The organism is Leptolyngbya sp. NK1-12 (assembly GCF_032598965.1).
Taxonomy (GTDB): Bacteria; Cyanobacteriota; Cyanobacteriia; order Elainellales; family Elainellaceae; genus Elainella.
In genome coordinates this window covers 2063818-2082021 of sequence record NZ_CP053586.1, presented here as the reverse complement: position 1 = coordinate 2082021, position 18204 = coordinate 2063818, and the positions used below count along the sequence as shown (strand labels likewise).

The following is an 18204-nucleotide window of genomic DNA, read 5'->3' as shown; positions in this document are numbered from 1 at the left end:
GGTGGATGGGCATTGCTGAAACTAGGGCGCACATGACCGGCTAGTCATCCTCGATTTGATCTAATCGATGGCGCTCTACAAGTTTTTGAATTTCTGGGAGTTGCAGGTAGACCTCTATGGCCTGATTCAACAGTTCAGAGACAGAGATACCCCTTAGACTTGCGATCGTTTTTATCAGGCGATCTAAGTCTTCCTCTACATAGGCTCGAACCTCTGGTTTGCGCTTGCCTTTAGCCACGAGTAAGTAAGTATTGATGCTTACTCGATTTTCTCTCAGGATTAAACAAGCATACGATTTTACGCGGTTCATCGTATGTTATTGACAACGACAAAGATGTCCAGAAATCACAGTGGTATCTGGGCTAAGCTCCTATGACGATAGAGGAGGACATAATGTTAGTTTTAAGTGATTCGCAAGCCTTGATTGTGGAAAACCTGCTAATCCGAATGCTGACCAACGAGACCTACTCAGTACGCCAGTTAGAAGAAGCGACCACTTGGTTTCAATCTGAGAAGCGAACGGTAAGTTGTCCGATGGAATCTACGTTAGCGAAAAGCCTCTCCGAGGAGTTGTTTCGGATTAATGGCGTGGTGGATTGTCCTAAACTAAAAAGACTGGTACCAGTTCTAACAAGCTCCTGAAAATCAGAATACCCAAACTGCAATTTCTCGATTTGTTGCATGCTCCTATCTCCATTGAAGTCGGTTGCTGCAAAGTCTGATCAGACGTTCACCACCTCTGACCGCTCTGATGCAGGGTTTAGCCTGCCGTTGGGGGTGACAAAGTGGAGGAAGCGACAAAAACTCCACACCGTCTGAGTCATGCAGTCTGCACTGTCTGGATCTCTGTCGTCGCTCTCCTACGAGATCCAGCAAAGGAACACAGCGGTACAACTCCTCACCAGTGCATTGGTTCAAGCTTAGGAAAGCACGAAGGCGTTGAGATCGGCTAGGCGATAGCCTTGCGCCTGCATCTGGGCGGCACGACCATCAAAGTGCTCTCGTGCCCAACCCCAAATGGCCGGACGATCTTCGCTGCTTTTCCGCCAAATTGCATTGAAGCGCTCGCCTTGCCGATTCGGTAACACGAAGGCATTGAGAGTCACCAAGCGATAACCTTGAGCGTGCAATTCTTTGGCGCGACCATCAAAGTGCTCTCGTGCCCAACCCCACACGGCTGTCCGATCCTCATTGTTCTTCACCCAAATTGCATTGAAGCGCTCACCTTCGGGCAACATAAAGGCATTCAGATCGATCAGTTTGTAACCTTGAGCATGCAGTTCCTTGGCGCGACCATCAAAGTGCTCTCGTGCCCAGCCCCAAACTGCCGTTCGATCCTCATTGTTTCTAACCCAAATGGCGTTGAAGCGCTCCCCCTGTCCCGGCAACACAAAGGCGTTCAGCTTGTCCAGGCGATAGCCTTGCGCCTGTAGCTCTTTGGCGCGACCATCGAAGTGCTGGCGTGCCCAACCCCACACCGCAACCCGATCTTCATTGGTCTTCACCCAGATCGCATTGAAGCGATCGCCTTCGGGCAACATGAACGCATTGAGGTCAACTAGCTTATAGCCTTGGGCATGTAATTCTTTAGCGCGACCATCAAAGTGCTGGCGTGCCCAACCCCACACCGCAACCCGATCCTGATTGCTCTTAACCCAAACCGCATTAAAGCGAGCCGGACTGTAGTCAAACGCAGCCTTAGCCTGAATAATGCCAGCGCCAGAATGCTGATCCCAACCGGCAGCGCCAATATCCTTAGCGGTACTGCGAAGGGCATGCTTGGCTTGATCTTGAGTCATAGCAGGCTTGGCCTGTTTCAGCAACGCGACAACGCCAGCCGCAATCGGTGTAGCCGCAGAGGTGCCACTGTCACTGCCAAAATAACCCCGGAAGTGAGTAATTGAACAAAAGTCAGGTTTTTGGGGATCTAAGGCAGCAGGGCCTTGGCTGCTGTAACCCACAAACTGCTCATTGCGGTTCACGGCTCCCACAGTCATCACCATCGGGTGTCCATTGGCTCCCCAGATACTTCTGCCGGGACCCGAATCAGAACCACATCGACCATCCGGGCAGGTACCACCACAGTTACCAGCCGCAAACAAAACCAGAATGCCTTGATTAATCGCCTCGACTACTTTTCGCGTAAAGGGATGATTCGGATCGCGGGCATAGACGCTGTCCCAAGCTTCCTGAAAAATTCCCCAACTGTTGCTAAGAATGTGGGGAGTACCATCGACTCGGTGCTGATTGATGGCCCATTGAAACCCAGCTAAGGCTGCCGAAATAGTGGCCGAGGTAGACCCGCCTGAAATTCGGATGTCATAGATTCGCGCTTGCGGAGCCATGCCTAAAACATCAGTAGCACACATGTTGCCATGTTCACTCCAGGCAGATGCCCGTGTACCCCAGTCCGCAGTCGGCCAACCGCCAATCACTCGTGGAATTCGACGCGAGGTTTCACCAGCCAGCACCGGGCGACCTTCAGCCGTAATTCCTCCATCCACCACGCCGACCACAATCCCTTCACCCCGGTGGCCAGTTGCCCAAATCCGATCCACACCCAAGTAGGTCGCGACATCGGCAATTGTTCCCTTCGCAGTTCCTGAAGCACAATCGCAAGTCCCAATCGGACAGGTTGCAGCGGCTGCGGTTGACAATACTAGTGGAGTACTCTGTCGTTCCGGCAATGTACTAATAAAAGGAGCAATCGGAGTATCGCGGTAGACCTTAATCACATTCGGTTGTGCTTCTAGTTCCGGGATCCGGCTCGCTTCAATTTGCCCGCGCACAATCATAATCTCCTCATCCTCGGCAAACTGAACTGCCATTTCTGGAGATGGATTCATCGGGATTGGGTCGTAATTTGTATCCATTTGGAAGCTAGCAATTGTTCTCTCTTGAACTAATTGCATCGCAGCCATTTCTTGGTTTCTCGGTACTTTCAACTCCACCAGAATTGACTGCAACCCACTTGATGTTTCAATGCCATTCACTTCCTGAAGCGGTACACTACTGAGTGCTGAATCCGAATTCGCTGATGGAATTTCTCCACCGCTTTGTGGAGCTGCTGAATCCAGACTCGCTAATGGAATTTCTCCACCATTGTATTCATTGTTATGTATAGTTACTGAATCCAGATTCGCTGATGGAATTTCTCCACCATTATGTGTAGATTCTAAATTCAGGCTGAGTGACGAAATTTCCCCACCGCTCTGTTGTTCTCTGGTCATTTGAATTTCTCCTTGAATATGTCAAAGTGTTGATTTAGAGCGATCGCTCCTTGTTTTTGCTGTAATAGGTTATTCGAGCTATCCCCACCGTAGCAATCGATCGTGAATTCATCGTTCACAGCAGCGTGAATTGGCAAAATCTTTGCCTCGCTTTTGAAATCTTTGTTGCAGAATGCAGGGCTGTTAACGTTCCTAGATTAAACAAACCAAGCAATCTCTGTCACCTAAAATTTTCCTGGTACCCAAATGGGTACTTTATCAATTTATGCAGCCATTTGTAGGACCTTTTCTGACCTTTTCCGGCTTGCATGTTTCATACAATCGTTTAATCTTAAGTTTGAAAGTTAATAGCACCCCTGATAGTTCCCCGTAAAAACCGACTACAGTTTCAGTTCTGAGATCTCTTAACCTAAACTATGATTTGCTCATTAGCTCCTCAGGAGACACACCATCATGACTCATCTGAGATTGGGATTGCTGGGACCAATGCAGGTGACGCTAAATCAACAGCCAATTGTCACATTTCCCTATGAGAAAGTACGAGCACTATTGGCCTATTTAGCAACCGAGCCAAATTATCCGCATCACCGAGAGCGGCTCGCTGCGTTGTTGTGGGCCGAACAGGGTGAGTCAAAGGCTCGCAGCAATTTGCGTAAAGCTTTATCTACACTACGCCACATGTTAGAAGATAGAGCGGCTCCCTCACCGTTGTTTCTGACTACACGTAATACTATCCAGTTTAATCCGGTAGGGGATTATAGCCTGGATGTTACGATCTTTACCCAGTTAATTGATCGATATCTGAATCATTCCCAACCAGCCAGCGAACTTTGCCCGCCCAGCGTATTTGGTTTAGAACGGGCTGTTGCATTATATCGTGGACCATTTCTTGAACAAATTCATCTACCGAGCAGCGAAGCCTTTGAGACCTGGATGCTCTTGAAGCATCAACGCTTACATGAGTTAGTGAGCAACGCCTATATAAAACTCGTTGCCTACTATGAACACCAGCAGAATTACCAGAAAGCACAGCAACATGTGCAGCGGCAGCTTCAATTCGAACCCTGGAACGAAGCCGCCCATCGGTGCTTGATACGAATTTTGGCACAGCAGGGACGGCGTACTGAGGCATTGCAGCAATATGACCGCTGCTGTAAGCTGCTGAAACAAGAATTAGCCACCGAGCCAGAACCGGCCACAATTGGATTATGGGAAGCAATTCGTTCGGATGAGTACAGAACCAAAGTTTGTCAAAGTTTGAGTAAGGTTACTTAACCGAATAACCAATGATCAATCCGCCTAGTCCTCAACCATGCTATAACCCATTCAGTGCAGGGTTAGGCAGGAACGATGCAAACAGATGTGATTGTAATTGGTAGCGGCATTGGTGGCTTGAGCTGTGCGGCTCTGTTGGCTCAGTATGGCTTCCAAGTTACCGTGTGTGAAAGCCATTCGATTGCAGGCGGTGCAGCCCACGGCTTCGAACGGAATGGCTTTAAGTTTGACTCGGGGCCGTCGCTCTATTCTGGATTGTCCAGTCCGTCTCCTAATCCGCTGCGGCAGGTGTTAGACGCCATTGGAGAAGAAGTGCCCTGTCTTACCTATGAGACCTGGGGCTGCCGGTTACCCGAAGGAGATTTTGACACCTCTGTAGGAGCCGATCAGTTCTGTGACGTTTTACAGCGACTGCGAGGCGGGCAGGCTGTGAGCGAATGGCGAAATTTGCAGCAGATCATGGAACCACTCCAAGCTGCAGCCATTGCCCTTCCACCTGCCGCTCTCCGCTGGGATTGGCAGGCCGTCCGCACCATAGGGCAGTTTGCTCCAGCTCTAGTTCGTTATGCGCCGCAGATGACGAAATTAACCGGAGCCTTTACTAAAATCATAGACAACAAAATCACTGATCCGTTTATCTTAAATTGGCTAAATCTACTTTGCTTTTTGCTTTCTGGTTTGCCGGCGAGTGACACCAGTGCTGCAGAGGTAGCGTTCATGTTTGCTGACTGGTACCGTCCCCAGGTTGCATTAGATTATCCGGTGGGTGGAAGTGCGGGATTGGTGAATGCTCTAGTGCGGGGATTAAAGCGGCATGGTGGCACCCTGTTGCTGAATGCCCATGTAGAGCAAATTGTAGTTGAACGTCAACGTGCGCTTGGAGTAAAGTTGCGCAATGGGGAAATTTTGCGGGCACGGCAAGCGGTAGTTTCTAATGTCTCTGTTTGGGATACTCTGAAGCTGATACCAGCCGAAGCCATTCCTGACTCGTTTCGTCGCCAACGCCAAGCTACACCTGATTGCGATAGCTTTATGCATCTGCATTTGGGCATTGATGCAGCAGGGCTGCCTGATTTGGCTTGTCACTACATTGTAGTGAATGACTGGAGCCAAGGCATTACGGCTCCTCAGAATGTGGTGCTGGTCTCGATTCCGTCAATTCTCGATCCATCCCTGGCTCCATCTGGTAAACATGTGATTCATGTCTACACTCCTGGTAACGAACCCTATGATTTGTGGCAAACATTGGATCGGCGCAGCGTTGCCTATGCTGAACAAAAGCAACAGCGAGCTGAGGTGATGTGGCAAGCACTAGAGCGGATTGTTCCAGATATTCGGTCGCGCTGTGAAGTGAAGCTGGTAGGAACACCTTTGACCCATGAACGCTTTTTACGTCGCCATCGGGGTTCTTACGGCCCAGCCATTTCGGCAGCTAAAAGCTTTTTCCCGACCGGCGCAACACCTCTAGCTGGATTCTATTGCTGCGGTGACTCTACCTTTCCTGGTATCGGTTTACCTGCAGTTGCAGCGAGCGGCATGATTGTTGCCAATACGATTGCTCCGGTGGAGAAGCATCTGGCGATGTTGAAGCGGATTGGAGTAGGAAGATAGGGGATATGGGGAAGGTAGAGAAGGGGGAGGAGCGTGTCATCTGGCGCTCCTTTACCTAATCTATTTTGGAATTACTGAATGGCGATATGAAACCGCAAGATGCTCGCACTATTAGGCAACGATCCGGACAGTGTGAGCATCTCGCTCAGGAACGTGAGCAGGGCATCATTTGCCGATTCAGCAACGCCTCTACTTCCCTACTTTCCTGCTTCCCTGCTCTGAATGCAGCATCTACTAGGATTGCGGCACCCAGATCGAGACTGAACCAGGAGGGCAGAGAAATTCAGCCCAGCCTTCTTCGTTTGTTGTGATCGGTTCTTCGATATGTTCGGTGATGTCGATGTAGGTGCGGTTGGGTTGGCCGACTTCCATGTATTTACTGCCTGCGTCGCCGTTGCTCAGCACCACAGCCAAGCCGCCGGGATGCGCTTCAGTACCTAACCGCGTCCAGCCAATACAGTTAGCGTGGTCGAAATAGTCGTATTGATCGCCGTAGGCGTAGGTCTGGCGAGCGTGTAGCATCTTGTCAAGCAGGAACTGGTGCTGATCTAACCAAACCTCATGCTCGTTGCCATCATTGCCAATATCTTTGTAGTGGGCACCGTAGTAATCGGGATAAAAGACGCAGGGATACCCTTCGCGGCGTAACAGAATCAAAGCATAGGCCAATGGTTTAAACCAGGGTTCTACCACCGATTCCAGTGATTGGAGGGGTTGAGAGTCGTGGTTATCTACCAGCGTTACGGCCAGAGCGGGCTGCTGTTGTACCAGCGTATTGTCGAAAATCTGACGCATATCGTAGTCATTGCCCGATTGACTAGCAACGTGAAAATTGTAGTGGAGTGGGGCGTCAAATAGCGTCACCCTGCCTTTGGTGGTTTCGATGAAGCTGTGCAGGGCTTCCACATCGTAGGACCAGTACTCGCCTACGGCAAACAGATCGCGCTTAGCATAGTCACTGACGTGATCCAGCCATTCCCGGAAAAAATCAGCCGCTACATGTTTGACCGCATCGAATCGGAACCCATCCACGCCGGTTGTATCAACATACCATTCACCCCAGTATTTCAGCTCGGCGCAAACCTCAGGGTGATCCATGTCCAGATCGCAACCCATTAGATAATCAAAGTTACCTTTTTCCAGGTCAACGTTATTATCAAAGTCTTTCCCTTTTAATAAGTAAATGGCGTTCTCCGACTCGTTGTAAACGTTGTAGTCAATAGCATCAAAATGCCACCAGTGCCATTCCATTGTAGAGTATTTGCCTTGGCGACCTGGAAAAGTAAAATGAGTCCAGGCTTTGATCGTTTGGTACTCCCCAATCGTTTCGTTGCGGTTCTCTGGATGGAATGGTGTGGCCTCAGCTTCTTCCTGCGCATCTGCTCCTAATTTGTGGTTAAAAACCACATCGGCATAGACGCGAATCCCAGCCTTTTGAGCGGCTTTAATAGCTCGCAAATACTCTTCTTTAGTACCGTATTTGGTGCGCACCGAGCCTTTCTGGTCAAATTCGCCCAGGTCAAACAGGTCATAGACACCATAGCCTACATCACTGCCGCCGCCGGTGCCTTTGTAGGCTGGCGGTAACCACACTGACGTAACCCCAACTTTTGCTAATTCTTCCGCAGATTCAGCGAGCTGATTCCACAAGCTACCATCGTCAGGACAGTACCAGTGAAAGTACTGCATCATCACGCCATTCGTTTCGGACATATTCGCTTACTCCAGAGTAAAGTAGAAGTTGTTACTTGCGATTGTGATAATACGGGAAATAAGTCGTCAGGAGCATCTATCCTGCTACAGAGCCAATCTCCTTCTAAAGACAGAGGACAAATGGCTAGGCTCTATCGATTTGCTGCTGAAAACCTAATCGAGCTGCTTTTCAAGACAATTCACTACAGCTCCAATTTAAATCGTTCTACAGCTTGGTATAGCTGGACATATCTTGACTGTATAATGCACAACATTAAAGGTTTGATGAGAGGAAGAATTGCTAGATGGCTTCTTCTGCATGCCCACGCTGATCAACAGGATCAATCCCATCTAACTCAAGCTCTCCTAGTTTTGGTGCTTCAGATTCAGATTCAGATTCAGATTCAGTCGAGCCATCTGGTGTGAGTTCTCGCGCTAAGTTTTCTTGTAGGGCGTTTAGAACGGCAATCGGATCAGCCGCTTCCTGCATTACTTCAGCTTCTGGATCATAGCGGTCGGCAACATCAGGGAGATCGGCCCGCAGCTCTTCTAGAAGCGAAATAATTTTGGCAATCTTTTGTTCCGAAAGCAGGTTCATCTGTAGCATCAGTTGGGTACGCTGTTCAGCAAAGTTTTCCTGCCGAGTTTGCCGCACTAGCACTCCGGTTGAAATCAGCAAGGCTGCTGCGTCTAGTCCGTGCCCTGCCCAGGTAAAGGGTGGTAAGTCCAGTGGGAGGGCCTGCTCAAAAACCGTGTCTAGTACCCAAATAGCCAGAGCCAACAATAGACTGTACAAAAAGATCGGTTTTCCAAAGAAGGTAGCAATATTTTCCAGAATTCGCTCATGCGTCGGAATCTCTCTCGCTTCTTGAGTATGTAGCGCAATAATAGCTTCAATATTTTTAGTGACTGGATCAGGGAGAGGAGCCGTTAGAATCCGCTTACGATCTGATTTGGCCTGTGGCTCAGTATCGTTTGATGAAATATGATCTGGCTTGGTTTTATTGGTCTGTTTGTTATTCATGTTGAAAAGTTTTATGTTATTACTAACGGTACACTAACTGTAATCGCTAACCTACCTCTGATTTAGTATCTACTATTCAACTCTCTAACTACTTTAATTCAGCTCTAAACTATACCAGCGAGAACTGCATTAAATCATGACTCTGGCGATAGAAATTGAGATGCTAGCTTGACTCAGGTTGGTGCAAGATCTGGATCCTTGCGCAAGATCTGGGTCAAAGTACTCTTGATTTCCCTTTCAGGGCATACTTGATTTCAATTGGGTCAAACGAGCTGATGGCTGAATTAAGTGACAAATGCTTCCTTCCGATCTTCCACTCCAGTTACAAGCAGAAAGCTATTTATCGCAACAACAGTACGCTCAGGCTGCGGCCTGCTATGAGCAGCTAATCGAACTGTATCCGGGTCAACCGTCTCTGTACTGGCAGTTGGGGCTAGCCTATCTGCTCGATGGACAAGAGGCTGAAGCCCAGCTGACCTGGTCGCTGGTGATAGCCGAGGCAGAAACTCCAGAGCAGCAGGCAGCATGGATCTGCGAACTAGTCGAAATACTTCTGCAAGCAGCCCACCAGCAGGAAAAATTTGACCGCCCTACCGTTGCTTGGGCACTACGGCAACACATTCGCGAGTTGGCTCCCCACCAGGCCAATCATTCACTACACTTGCTGCGGCAACTGTTGCAGGCCGGACAATTTACCCCTGAACGCATTGCTGATCTGGAACTGGTTGCTCAACTTCAGGCATCTCAGGTTGATTTTGATTTGCTGTTAGCTGTGCTTCAGCCAATCCTTGGCCAGTTTCCAGACCATCCGCAGGTGTGGGAATTGGTCGTTGCCAGTTTGGCGCAGGCCCAGACCACAGCTCAAATCCAGGAGTTAAGCGATCGGCTACTGACCACCTCCCATCAGTTATTTACCTTGTTTGCCGATCTGGTTCTGTCCCGTCGCTATGCCGAGCTTTGTCTGCAATTAGATCCGCATCGACCCAACCCTCTGTGGCGACTGGCTACCATTGCTCAGTTTGCAGCAGCATACGAACAGGGCATCGAGTTTGCCCAACAGGCGTCTAGGGTTTCGACCACACTGCGAGACAAGCTGATCAGCCAAGCCTTGTTACTGCGGGGGCTACTGTTTGCCGGAGCTGCATGGGCAGAGACAAAAGCAGCGCTCGATCAGCAGACGGCCTTACTCCATACGTGGCTGGAGCAACCCGAAATCGATCCGGATCAAACGCCAGAATCGGTGCTGTTGAGCGTTTGTCTGTTCTTTTACCCCTATTTCCAGGATGATCCCCAGACTGTGCGCCGCCTGCAAAATCAAGTCATGCGATCGTGTCAGCAGTTGGTCGATGCCTATGTTGAGAAACATCTGCCTGACTATCGCCCCTATCCGCGGGTGCCCCTGATCCGAACCGAGCGCCAAAAGCTTCGGATTGGCTACATCTCCAACTGTTTGCGTCGCCACTCGGTAGGCTGGCTGTCGCGCTGGATCTTTCGGCATCACGATCGGGAACGGTTTGAGATCTACACCTACTTCAACCAGCAAACCGAGGCCAGCGGTTTTACGGGCCAGTGGTTTGCGGATGCTTCCGACCAGTGGCGCTGTTTGACAAGCGATGAGATGACAGCGGCTAAAACGATTCGCGCTGATGAAATCGATATTTTGGTTGATCTAGATAGCCTCACGTTCGACCAGACGATGGCGGTGATGGCGTTGAAACCTGCCCCCATCCAGGTGACTTGGCTCGGCTTAGATGCCTCTGGCTTGCCCACTATCGACTATTTTCTAGCCGACCCCTATGTACTGCCTGACCATGCCCAAGACTATTACAGTGAGCAAATCTGGCGATTACCCCAAACCTATATTGCGGTGGATGGCTTTGAGGTTGAAGTGCCAACATTGCGACGCCAAGATCTGGATATTCCTGCTGATGCTGTGGTTTATTTTAGCTCCCAGTTCATTGTCAAACGCCATCCCGAAACCATTCGCTTGCAAATGCAGATCCTGAGCCAGGTTCCGAACAGCTATTTTTTAATCAAAGGCTTGGGTAATCTGCAAAATACACAAGCTATCTTTGAGCAAATAGCTGAGGAAGCGGGGGTTGCAGCCAATCGACTGCGGTTTTTGCCCCATGTGCCCATCGAAGAAATCCACCGCGCTAATTTGGGCATTGCTGATGTGGTGCTGGATACCTTTCCCTATAACGGGGCCACCACCACGCTCGAAACCCTCTGGATGGGCATTCCGATTGTCACCAAAGTGGGTCAGCAGTTTGCAGCTCGCAACAGCTACGGCATGATGATGAATGCGGGTATTACTGAGGGAATCGCCTGGACAGATGCGGAGTATATTGAATGGGGAATTCGCTTGGGTACGGATGTAGCCCTGCGGCAGAACATTGCCTGGAAGTTGCGGCAATCTCGCCAAACAGCCCCCCTCTGGAACGCCAAACAGTTTACGTGTGACCTGGAAGCCGCCTATGAGCAGATGTGGCAGCGTAGGGGCGAAGCATTTGCGTCAGAAGCTCTGTAGCTATGCCTTGGATTTATTTTGCAAATGTTTCGCCCTTACGATAGTGCGGATGTTTCATCCGACTTGATATTAGCCGGATTGATTGGGTAGCGCAATGATATTGAGACTGCCTTGTAATTGCTCTAGCGATTCAATTGGCATCAAATTTTTTAAATAGGGTTGATAGCGAAACAGTCGATAACCTTTGATCTGAAGATAAGCGGCAACCTCGGTGTTGCTGCCCTTGTCTCCAGCGATATTTTCGTAAATAATGCCGGGAGCGAATTCGGTTAAGAGGCGATCACTGCCGGCTAACACCTGCATCTCATGGCCTTCCGCATCAATTTTTAGCCAATCCAAGCGATTAATTCCTTCGGAGTCGATCAGGCTATCGAGAGGAAAGCAGGTGATGGCTTCAAATGCTTCGCCCAGGGTAGGATCAATTTCGCTAATAACTTCATTCAGTTCGCTGGCCGCTTGCAGAGCCAAATAGGAGGTACCGTGATGATCGCTGGCGGCTCCGGCACAAACAGTCACCCAATCTAGTTGGTTTAGCCGCTGCGTTTCCTGCAAACAGCGAATGCAGCCAGAAAACGGCTCTACAGCTAACACGCGCCCATTGGAACCCACTTTCTGGGCAGCACTGAACGTGTATACGCCAACATTTGCTCCGACATCGATCACAACCATCCCTGGCTGGAGCTGCTCGCGCCAAAACTCCATTTCTGCCTCAAACCAGTCTGCTTCGGCTAACAAAACGCTGGTGACGATGCTGCGCAAATTCGGCTCTACGGCCATTAACAGCGTGCGCTCAAACGGCAGGTAAGTGAAGGTACTGTTTGCATCGAGACTGGTCCAGCGCCAGTCGAGCGACTGAGGTTGTGCCTCGGCTAATTCCCGTGCATGGTGTAGCCAAAAGTCGGCTACTTCTGGTTGCAGGGGGCGGTAGGCCAAATAGAGCGCCTGAACCGCAGGAGCAAATTCAGGAGCAATGGTGCGAGCTTGATGCAGGTAGAGCAACCCTTCCCACTGCTGCTGCATCAGGTGGGCTAATCCCAGCATCAGGTTGAATCGGGCTGAGTTGGGCATAAGTTGGGCCGCCAGCTGCAAAAACCGCTTGCCGCTCACCCCATAGAACACGAGCTGACAATGGCAAAGCACGGCTGCTAAGAGCCGCATGGCCTGATCTGCCCCTGTTGCCGCTGCGAAGATGGACTCAATTGTTGTTGGGTCGGCCAGCAGATGATAATCGCCTTGTGGCCAGTAGATCAGCCCCAGCGGAAATACCTCACCCGTGTAGGCAAATTGCAGCAGATCGATCAGGGCCGGAAATGCGGTTTGAAATGCGGCTTCTGATTCCCCAATCAAACTGCGCACTAGAGCCAAATGCGCTACACACAGCGGATGACCAGGTTCCATCTCAACGCCCTGCATCAACGCCGCCAGCGCCATTTCCAACCCCATTGCCCTCAGGTCTCCTTCAGCTTGCTCAGCTTCAATCAGGGCAATCACAGCTAGATTGTTGCAGTCGAGTGGAGTTTGCGGATCATCCCAAACGGTTTGTTCCCAGCAGGTGGTGAATGAGGCTAGAACCTCTGGCGGTAGGTTGGGGTAAAATCCACTCAGGTACTGCCAGTACAGAGCGGTGGGAGGGGAGGGGGCGCTTGTCATAGGAACTACGGCTATCAGTGCCAGCTATTAATCATGCCCTATTAACGTGCCCAAGTAGACAGATTTATCTCTCTGCGCGCTCTACGCTGGAGCGCAAAGGCCACGTGGAGCTAAGCGGAAGTATGACGGAAAAGTCTATCTCTCGGATTAGAGTCGCTTGGGACTGGTTGAGCAACTAGAGCCGCACCTCCAGCTTTATAGGGCAAAATGTGGGTGTTTTGTGATTGCTTAGGGCTAGCATTTATAATGCAAAGCTATCTTGCCAAGCTATTTCAACTGTGACCTATTCTCCTCTCGTTGACGCCCTGCTCCAGCTTGGAGAAAAACACCTGCGCTTGCGCAATAAGTGGGCTGACTATGCCGAAGTCTTCGGTTTGACTGCTGACCATATTCCTGAGCTAATTCAGATGGCAATCGACCAAGACCTCAACTGGGCCAATTCAGAAAGCCTGGAGGTTTGGGCTCCGGTTCATGCTTGGCGCGCTCTGGGGCAACTCAAGGCAGAGGCGGCCATCGACCCCTTGCTGTCTGTCTTTAATCAAATGGAGGACAGCGACTGGTTTAGAGAAGAGATGCCTGCGGTTTTTGCGCTGATTGGTCCGGCAGTACTTGCCCCGGTCAAGGACTTTCTGGCAAACCCTGAGAATGCTTTCTATTGCCGCTGGACAGCTGCGAATATCCTGGTTAAGTTGGGTAAGGCTCACCCAGAGGTGCGGCAAGACTGCATCGTGGCTTTGGTAGAGCGGCTTGAGCAGTTTTCTAAAAACAGCCGAGAATTCAACGGGATGATCATCTCTTGCCTGATAGATTTGCAGGCTCAAGATACAGCTCCCCAAATTGAGCGGGCCTATGCAGCCAAATGGGTTGATGTTTCTATCTGTGGAGATTGGATTGATGTGCAGCGAGACCTGGGCCTGATCTCACGGGCAGAGGCTTACGAGCGGCGTCATCATGTTGATGCAGAACGGCTACGGTCAAAGGCGTCGAAGCTGCCTCCAGCATCCACTAAAGGATTTGGGACAGGAACATCTAAGCTGCAGAAAAAGAAAGCTAGATAGTTCTTGGTAAAGTTAGTCCAGTAGCGGCTCATGGTTCAGCCTTCAGCTTGGGCGGCATCGGTCAGTGCCCGTTCCCAAAACGTGAGCATGTCTTTTGACAGTTGAGCAGATCAACTAGAACCAAGCCTATCTCTCCCAAACAATATATCGCCGCTCTGGAACTGCACGAGTTGCCAGGATGTGCCGCCTAGGTCACGGACAGCATTAGGCGGGGAGCTTTGAGCATCTGCGGCTCGTTCAACTAAATCTAAGCGTTCGGTCCAGGGATCGGGTTGGATCACGGCATTGGCATCGAGGGTGAACAGCATCAGATCGGGTTTGGTAGAGTCGTACTGGGGCCAGGGAGGTAAGCCTGCGCCATTGGGGTTGCCGGACTTGGCAAAATTGGCGAAGTAGGTGTGAAACAGCCGCGCCATTTCCCGATCGTTCTCGGTGACGGCCTCACCATAGCGAGCGTCCAGCGTACTAAACAAATAGGGTTGTTCGCTGGCATGTTCGGCACCGAGCTGCTCTGGACGCAGAGATTCCGCCACATAGCCAAACCGATAGAGCCAAGCCGAATTGCCGGCTGCTGTCACCTGTCGGGCTACGAAGCGGGCCGGTTCATGCATGGTGATATCAACGGCAATGGTCGGAATGATCACCTCTGGAGGCAAGGTACCATCGGGATTGTAGGCAGCGATGGCCTGTGCTGCCTCTGGCCCAAAGTAGGAAAACGGGTTTTCTAGGGGCGGGAAGGTGACGGGCAGATCGGCGCTAGTGGTGCCAATCAGGACGGGGACGTCTGCCCCTTCGCCTCGCTGTAAAATTTCTCCTGGGGTTGTTGTGATCAGGTCACCATCGAAGATGGGGCCGCCGGCATAGGTCGGTGGTTTCGACAGTAACGCGCCCATATTCATATCACCATTCACCTGTTCGGCGGGTAGGGCACGCAATGCTGCCAATGCCTCGGGTCCGGTGCCAGTAACCCCAACGCTTCTAGCAAACTCAAGGCCGCTTTCCTCCGCAGACGGCAATTCTGGAGTGCTTTGACTCAGCTTGCGCAAACCTACCAGATAGGTACGCCCGCCGCCCGACAACACAATCGCTCGGTGAAATAGCCCCTGCGACTGTGGCGAAGTTAGGTGGTGCATTACTGAAATCCCGCCTGCCGATTCCCCCATGATCGTGACTTGGCTCGGATCGCCACCAAAGGCGGCCACATTGCGCTGCACCCATCGCAGAGCCGCCAACTGATCCAGCAAGCCGTAGTTCCCGAGAGACCCTTCGTTTGCTGCGGTGAGAGCTGGATGAGCAAAGAACCCTAAACGCCCTAAGCGGTAGTTGAAGCTGACGACCACTAGCCCCTGCTGAGCAAAGGCGCTGCCATCATAGATGGGGGCAGCCGAGCTACCGTTGAGAAAACCACCGCCATGAATCCAGACCAGAACCGGCAGTTTTTGATCCGGTTCAATCGCAACAGGTCGCCAAACATTCAGCACCAGACAGTCTTCCGACATGGGGCCACCGCTAGCGGCTGCATCGCCGGGAAGCGGTAGTTGGATGCAGTCATGCCCATATTCGGTAGCTGGGCGTACACCAGACCAGGGTTGAACCAGCTGGGGCGCTCGCCAACGCAGATTACCTACGGGTGGTGCTGCATAGGGAATCCCCTTGAAAGAGAGCACATTGTTGGTTACCGTCCCCTTAAGTGTACCCGTATCAATCGTTACCATCTGATCGCTACTCTCAGCTTTGCCGTAGCCATTGAAACTGAGTAAAATAGTTGTCAACGTCACCGTTGCTATTCTTGATAGCCAGATCTTCATGCATTTCCCTCTTCATACTGCTGAGGCGAACTAGGAAATCCTTTTTCTGGCTGAGTTTGCTTTGACACACTGCCCAATCCCAAAAAACAGGTTGTCCTGTTGAGATTCACCCCATCACTATTTCACCTCAGAATCATCTCATAGTTTCTCAATTTAAGTTTCTTCTAAGCTCGACGTAGCCATGGGCATCGATGACACCGTTGAGCGCTGCTGAGGGAAACGCATTGCGGCACGAAAGATCTACCGTGACCCCGTGCGCTCTAGCGATAGCGATTTTGTCAAAACTAGTGGAATGCGATGGCTCAGTTTGAGGCTAAGTAATTCAACTTAATCAAAACCAAGATCAGGGTGTTGTTGCCGCCCGAAGGGCGGCAACAACACCTCCTTTAGGTTTCATGTTTAATTATGTTGTTCTACTTATTAGTCTCACTCTGTTTTCCATTGTGGTGTAAGCACGATATCTACAGAATAACTTCTGACTCCTACCTCAAGCCATTCTTGTCAATAAAATCAATCAACGCATCATAGCGGGGTGAATGTTCTTGGTCCACGTGCTCTAGTACGCCCCAACTGCCCCATTTGCTAGGCTTGGTAATATCTGTATAGTTCATGAACATACCGCCGCCGGTTTGTTTCCAGGCGTCTAGCACCGTGGTGTAGAGGTCATACATTTCCGGACGCCGATTCAGCTCGATGAAAAATTGGGTCAGCTTTTCGCTGTTAGAATTCACCAGATGCTGGCCGCCTTCGTAAACAATCAACTGTAAGCCTTTCTGCTGAGCCACCTGTTGATGGTATTTGAACAGCTCAATCGTTGCCAACACTCCGTCTGGTTGGGTCTCCTGCGGATTTTGCGGGTTCTTGAGGATGCCGCCCTGCTTGAGTTGGGTTAGGGCTTGGCTGACGCCGCCATCGCTTGTTTCTAGCCAAGATTCCACAGTTTTTTGGTGTTGGTCGGAGGTGAGGCTGCCGTCAAAGTAGCCGGTGATGGCATAGGCATCGATGTTGTGCTGATAGCAGGGTTTATTGCCTTCGGCTACCCAGAGCGAGCAGTCTAGGGCGCTATTTTCGAGGCCCAGCCATGCGGTCTGGGTGCCCATCACCGCAATTACCCGATCGCGCTGGTCGCCAAAGGTTTCCTTCCAGATGTCGGCCATTTGAGCCGTGCGCATCCCGTACCATTGCATGAAGGCATCACCTTTATCCTCGCCCCACCGCGCTTTGCCCTGCTCTAGCGCATAGGTGGCCTGACTAAACATCCAGTTCCAAACTTCGTTGGAAAATTCAACATAGACTTTAAGGTTTGGATCGAGGCGTTCTTTGACCAGTCGGGCGAAATTCCGCATATACTCATCGGTAGCTTGGTGCGGCATGTTGAACCAGGGATGAACCCGCAGCCGATTGGCTAACTCAATCATGATCTCAATCGGGGCACCTTCAGGGGAATAGATAGCATCCTCTACCTGGGGTCGATCCTTCCATTCACGTTGCTTAGAATTGGTAGTTACCATCCAATCCATGAAGCGAACTGCACCAAATTTCTTGATACGTTCCAGAAACAGCGGATTGAAAATTTCATCTTTAAAGCTGGTTTCGTACTCGATGGGAACAACGTGGATATTTCGAATATAGTTACCAGTTTTGTTGGGATCGGTGGCAGTGACTACCAATAAAATTCCCTGCGAAGAAGGTGTCACATCAATCACATCTCGTCCGGGTCTTGAGGCGGCTTCGTCTTTCCGGGCATCATATTTATATTCAATCGTGCCTTCGCCTTCATAGAGCACGACATATTTTCCACCCGGATAGCGATCAACTTCGTGTAGGAGCAGGGTGGCAACCTGGCTATACTCTGGCGGATCTTCAGGCTTGGGCAAGCTTTTCACCCAACCATGTTCATCGAGATCGAGCTTGTCGTATTCGTTTGTGTCCCAGCTATCACTACAAGGAGTGTTGGGCTGGCATTGCGTAATCCAGGTGCGGGCTGATTTAAATGCATCAATGAAGGGCATTTCGGTTGACCAATCAGCAATGCCACCCAGGTTAGTGCCTATCCCTAACCGATCGGTGGCCGCATACTGCAGCGAGGAGTCATAAACCTCAGAGGAGCTAGCGGAAGTTGTTGGGGAGGAACAGGCGAACACTAGAGACAAAACCAACATAAATAGCGCCACCCAACCAATCGGTCGAGAAACAACCTTCTTAAGCTCAAATCGCTTCTGCCTGAAGTTCATGCTCACCCTCCATGTTCAGGATTTACTAATAAGCTACTGGTATATTGCCTCTTGAACCAATTAGATAGAACGGCTATTTTGTCGCGCCCTAT

At 50.6% G+C, this 18204-nt stretch carries 12 protein-coding genes; 5 read left to right on the top strand and 7 right to left on the bottom strand.

Annotated features, from left to right (window positions below):
• Positions 1-40: 40 nt before the first annotated feature.
• Positions 41-310 carry a hypothetical protein gene (locus tag HJG54_RS08515; protein ID WP_316434443.1) on the bottom strand — a complete coding sequence of 90 codons (270 nt, stop codon included), beginning with the start codon at positions 308-310 and terminating at the stop codon, positions 41-43.
• Positions 311-393: 83 nt separating this feature from the next.
• Here HJG54_RS08515 and HJG54_RS08510 point away from each other — a divergent pair, with 83 nt between their 5' ends.
• Positions 394-642 carry a hypothetical protein gene (locus HJG54_RS08510; RefSeq protein ID WP_316434442.1) on the top strand — a complete coding sequence of 83 codons (249 nt, stop codon included), beginning with the start codon at positions 394-396 and terminating at the stop codon, positions 640-642.
• A 278-nt stretch (positions 643-920) separates the two neighbouring features.
• Here HJG54_RS08510 and HJG54_RS08505 read toward each other — a convergent pair whose 3' ends face one another.
• Entirely contained in the window at positions 921-3230 is a 2310-nt protein-coding gene (locus HJG54_RS08505; RefSeq protein WP_316434441.1) for a S8 family serine peptidase, read from the bottom strand.
• Between the two features lie 453 nt (positions 3231-3683).
• Here HJG54_RS08505 and HJG54_RS08500 point away from each other — a divergent pair, with 453 nt between their 5' ends.
• Positions 3684-4505: an AfsR/SARP family transcriptional regulator gene (locus tag HJG54_RS08500; protein WP_316434440.1), complete on the top strand. Its 822-nt coding sequence runs from the start codon at positions 3684-3686 to the stop codon at positions 4503-4505.
• Positions 4506-4580: 75 nt separating this feature from the next.
• On the top strand, positions 4581-6116 hold the full coding sequence (locus HJG54_RS08495) for a phytoene desaturase family protein (RefSeq protein WP_316434438.1): 1536 nt from the start codon (positions 4581-4583) through the stop codon (positions 6114-6116).
• Between the two features lie 234 nt (positions 6117-6350).
• On the opposite strand, the gene HJG54_RS08490 is transcribed toward HJG54_RS08495, so the two are convergent.
• Both HJG54_RS08490 and HJG54_RS08485 read right to left on the bottom strand, forming a co-directional pair.
• Positions 6351-7829: an alpha-amylase gene (locus HJG54_RS08490; RefSeq protein WP_316434437.1), complete on the bottom strand. Its 1479-nt coding sequence runs from the start codon at positions 7827-7829 to the stop codon at positions 6351-6353.
• A 280-nt stretch (positions 7830-8109) separates the two neighbouring features.
• Positions 8110-8832: a DUF1003 domain-containing protein gene (locus HJG54_RS08485; RefSeq protein WP_316434436.1), complete on the bottom strand. Its 723-nt coding sequence runs from the start codon at positions 8830-8832 to the stop codon at positions 8110-8112.
• 295 nt (positions 8833-9127) lie between these two features.
• On the opposite strand from HJG54_RS08485, the gene HJG54_RS08480 reads away from it, so the two are divergent.
• Positions 9128-11362 (top strand): tetratricopeptide repeat protein, encoded by a 2235-nt coding sequence (locus tag HJG54_RS08480; protein WP_316434435.1) that lies wholly within the window; start codon positions 9128-9130, stop codon positions 11360-11362.
• Positions 11363-11431: 69 nt separating this feature from the next.
• Here HJG54_RS08480 and HJG54_RS08475 read toward each other — a convergent pair whose 3' ends face one another.
• Positions 11432-13012, bottom strand: a complete 1581-nt coding sequence (locus tag HJG54_RS08475) for an FkbM family methyltransferase (protein ID WP_316434434.1) — start codon at positions 13010-13012, stop codon at positions 11432-11434.
• A gap of 278 nt (positions 13013-13290) precedes the next feature.
• On the opposite strand from HJG54_RS08475, the gene HJG54_RS08470 reads away from it, so the two are divergent.
• Positions 13291-14070 carry a DUF1186 domain-containing protein gene (locus tag HJG54_RS08470; RefSeq protein WP_316434433.1) on the top strand — a complete coding sequence of 260 codons (780 nt, stop codon included), beginning with the start codon at positions 13291-13293 and terminating at the stop codon, positions 14068-14070.
• 110 nt (positions 14071-14180) lie between these two features.
• Here the strand turns inward: HJG54_RS08470 and HJG54_RS08465 are convergent, their stop codons facing one another.
• Positions 14181-15878 carry a carboxylesterase/lipase family protein gene (locus HJG54_RS08465; protein ID WP_316434432.1) on the bottom strand — a complete coding sequence of 566 codons (1698 nt, stop codon included), beginning with the start codon at positions 15876-15878 and terminating at the stop codon, positions 14181-14183.
• A gap of 482 nt (positions 15879-16360) precedes the next feature.
• Positions 16361-18112 (bottom strand): hypothetical protein, encoded by a 1752-nt coding sequence (locus HJG54_RS08460; RefSeq protein WP_316434431.1) that lies wholly within the window; start codon positions 18110-18112, stop codon positions 16361-16363.
• Between the last annotated feature and the right edge of the window lie 92 nt (positions 18113-18204).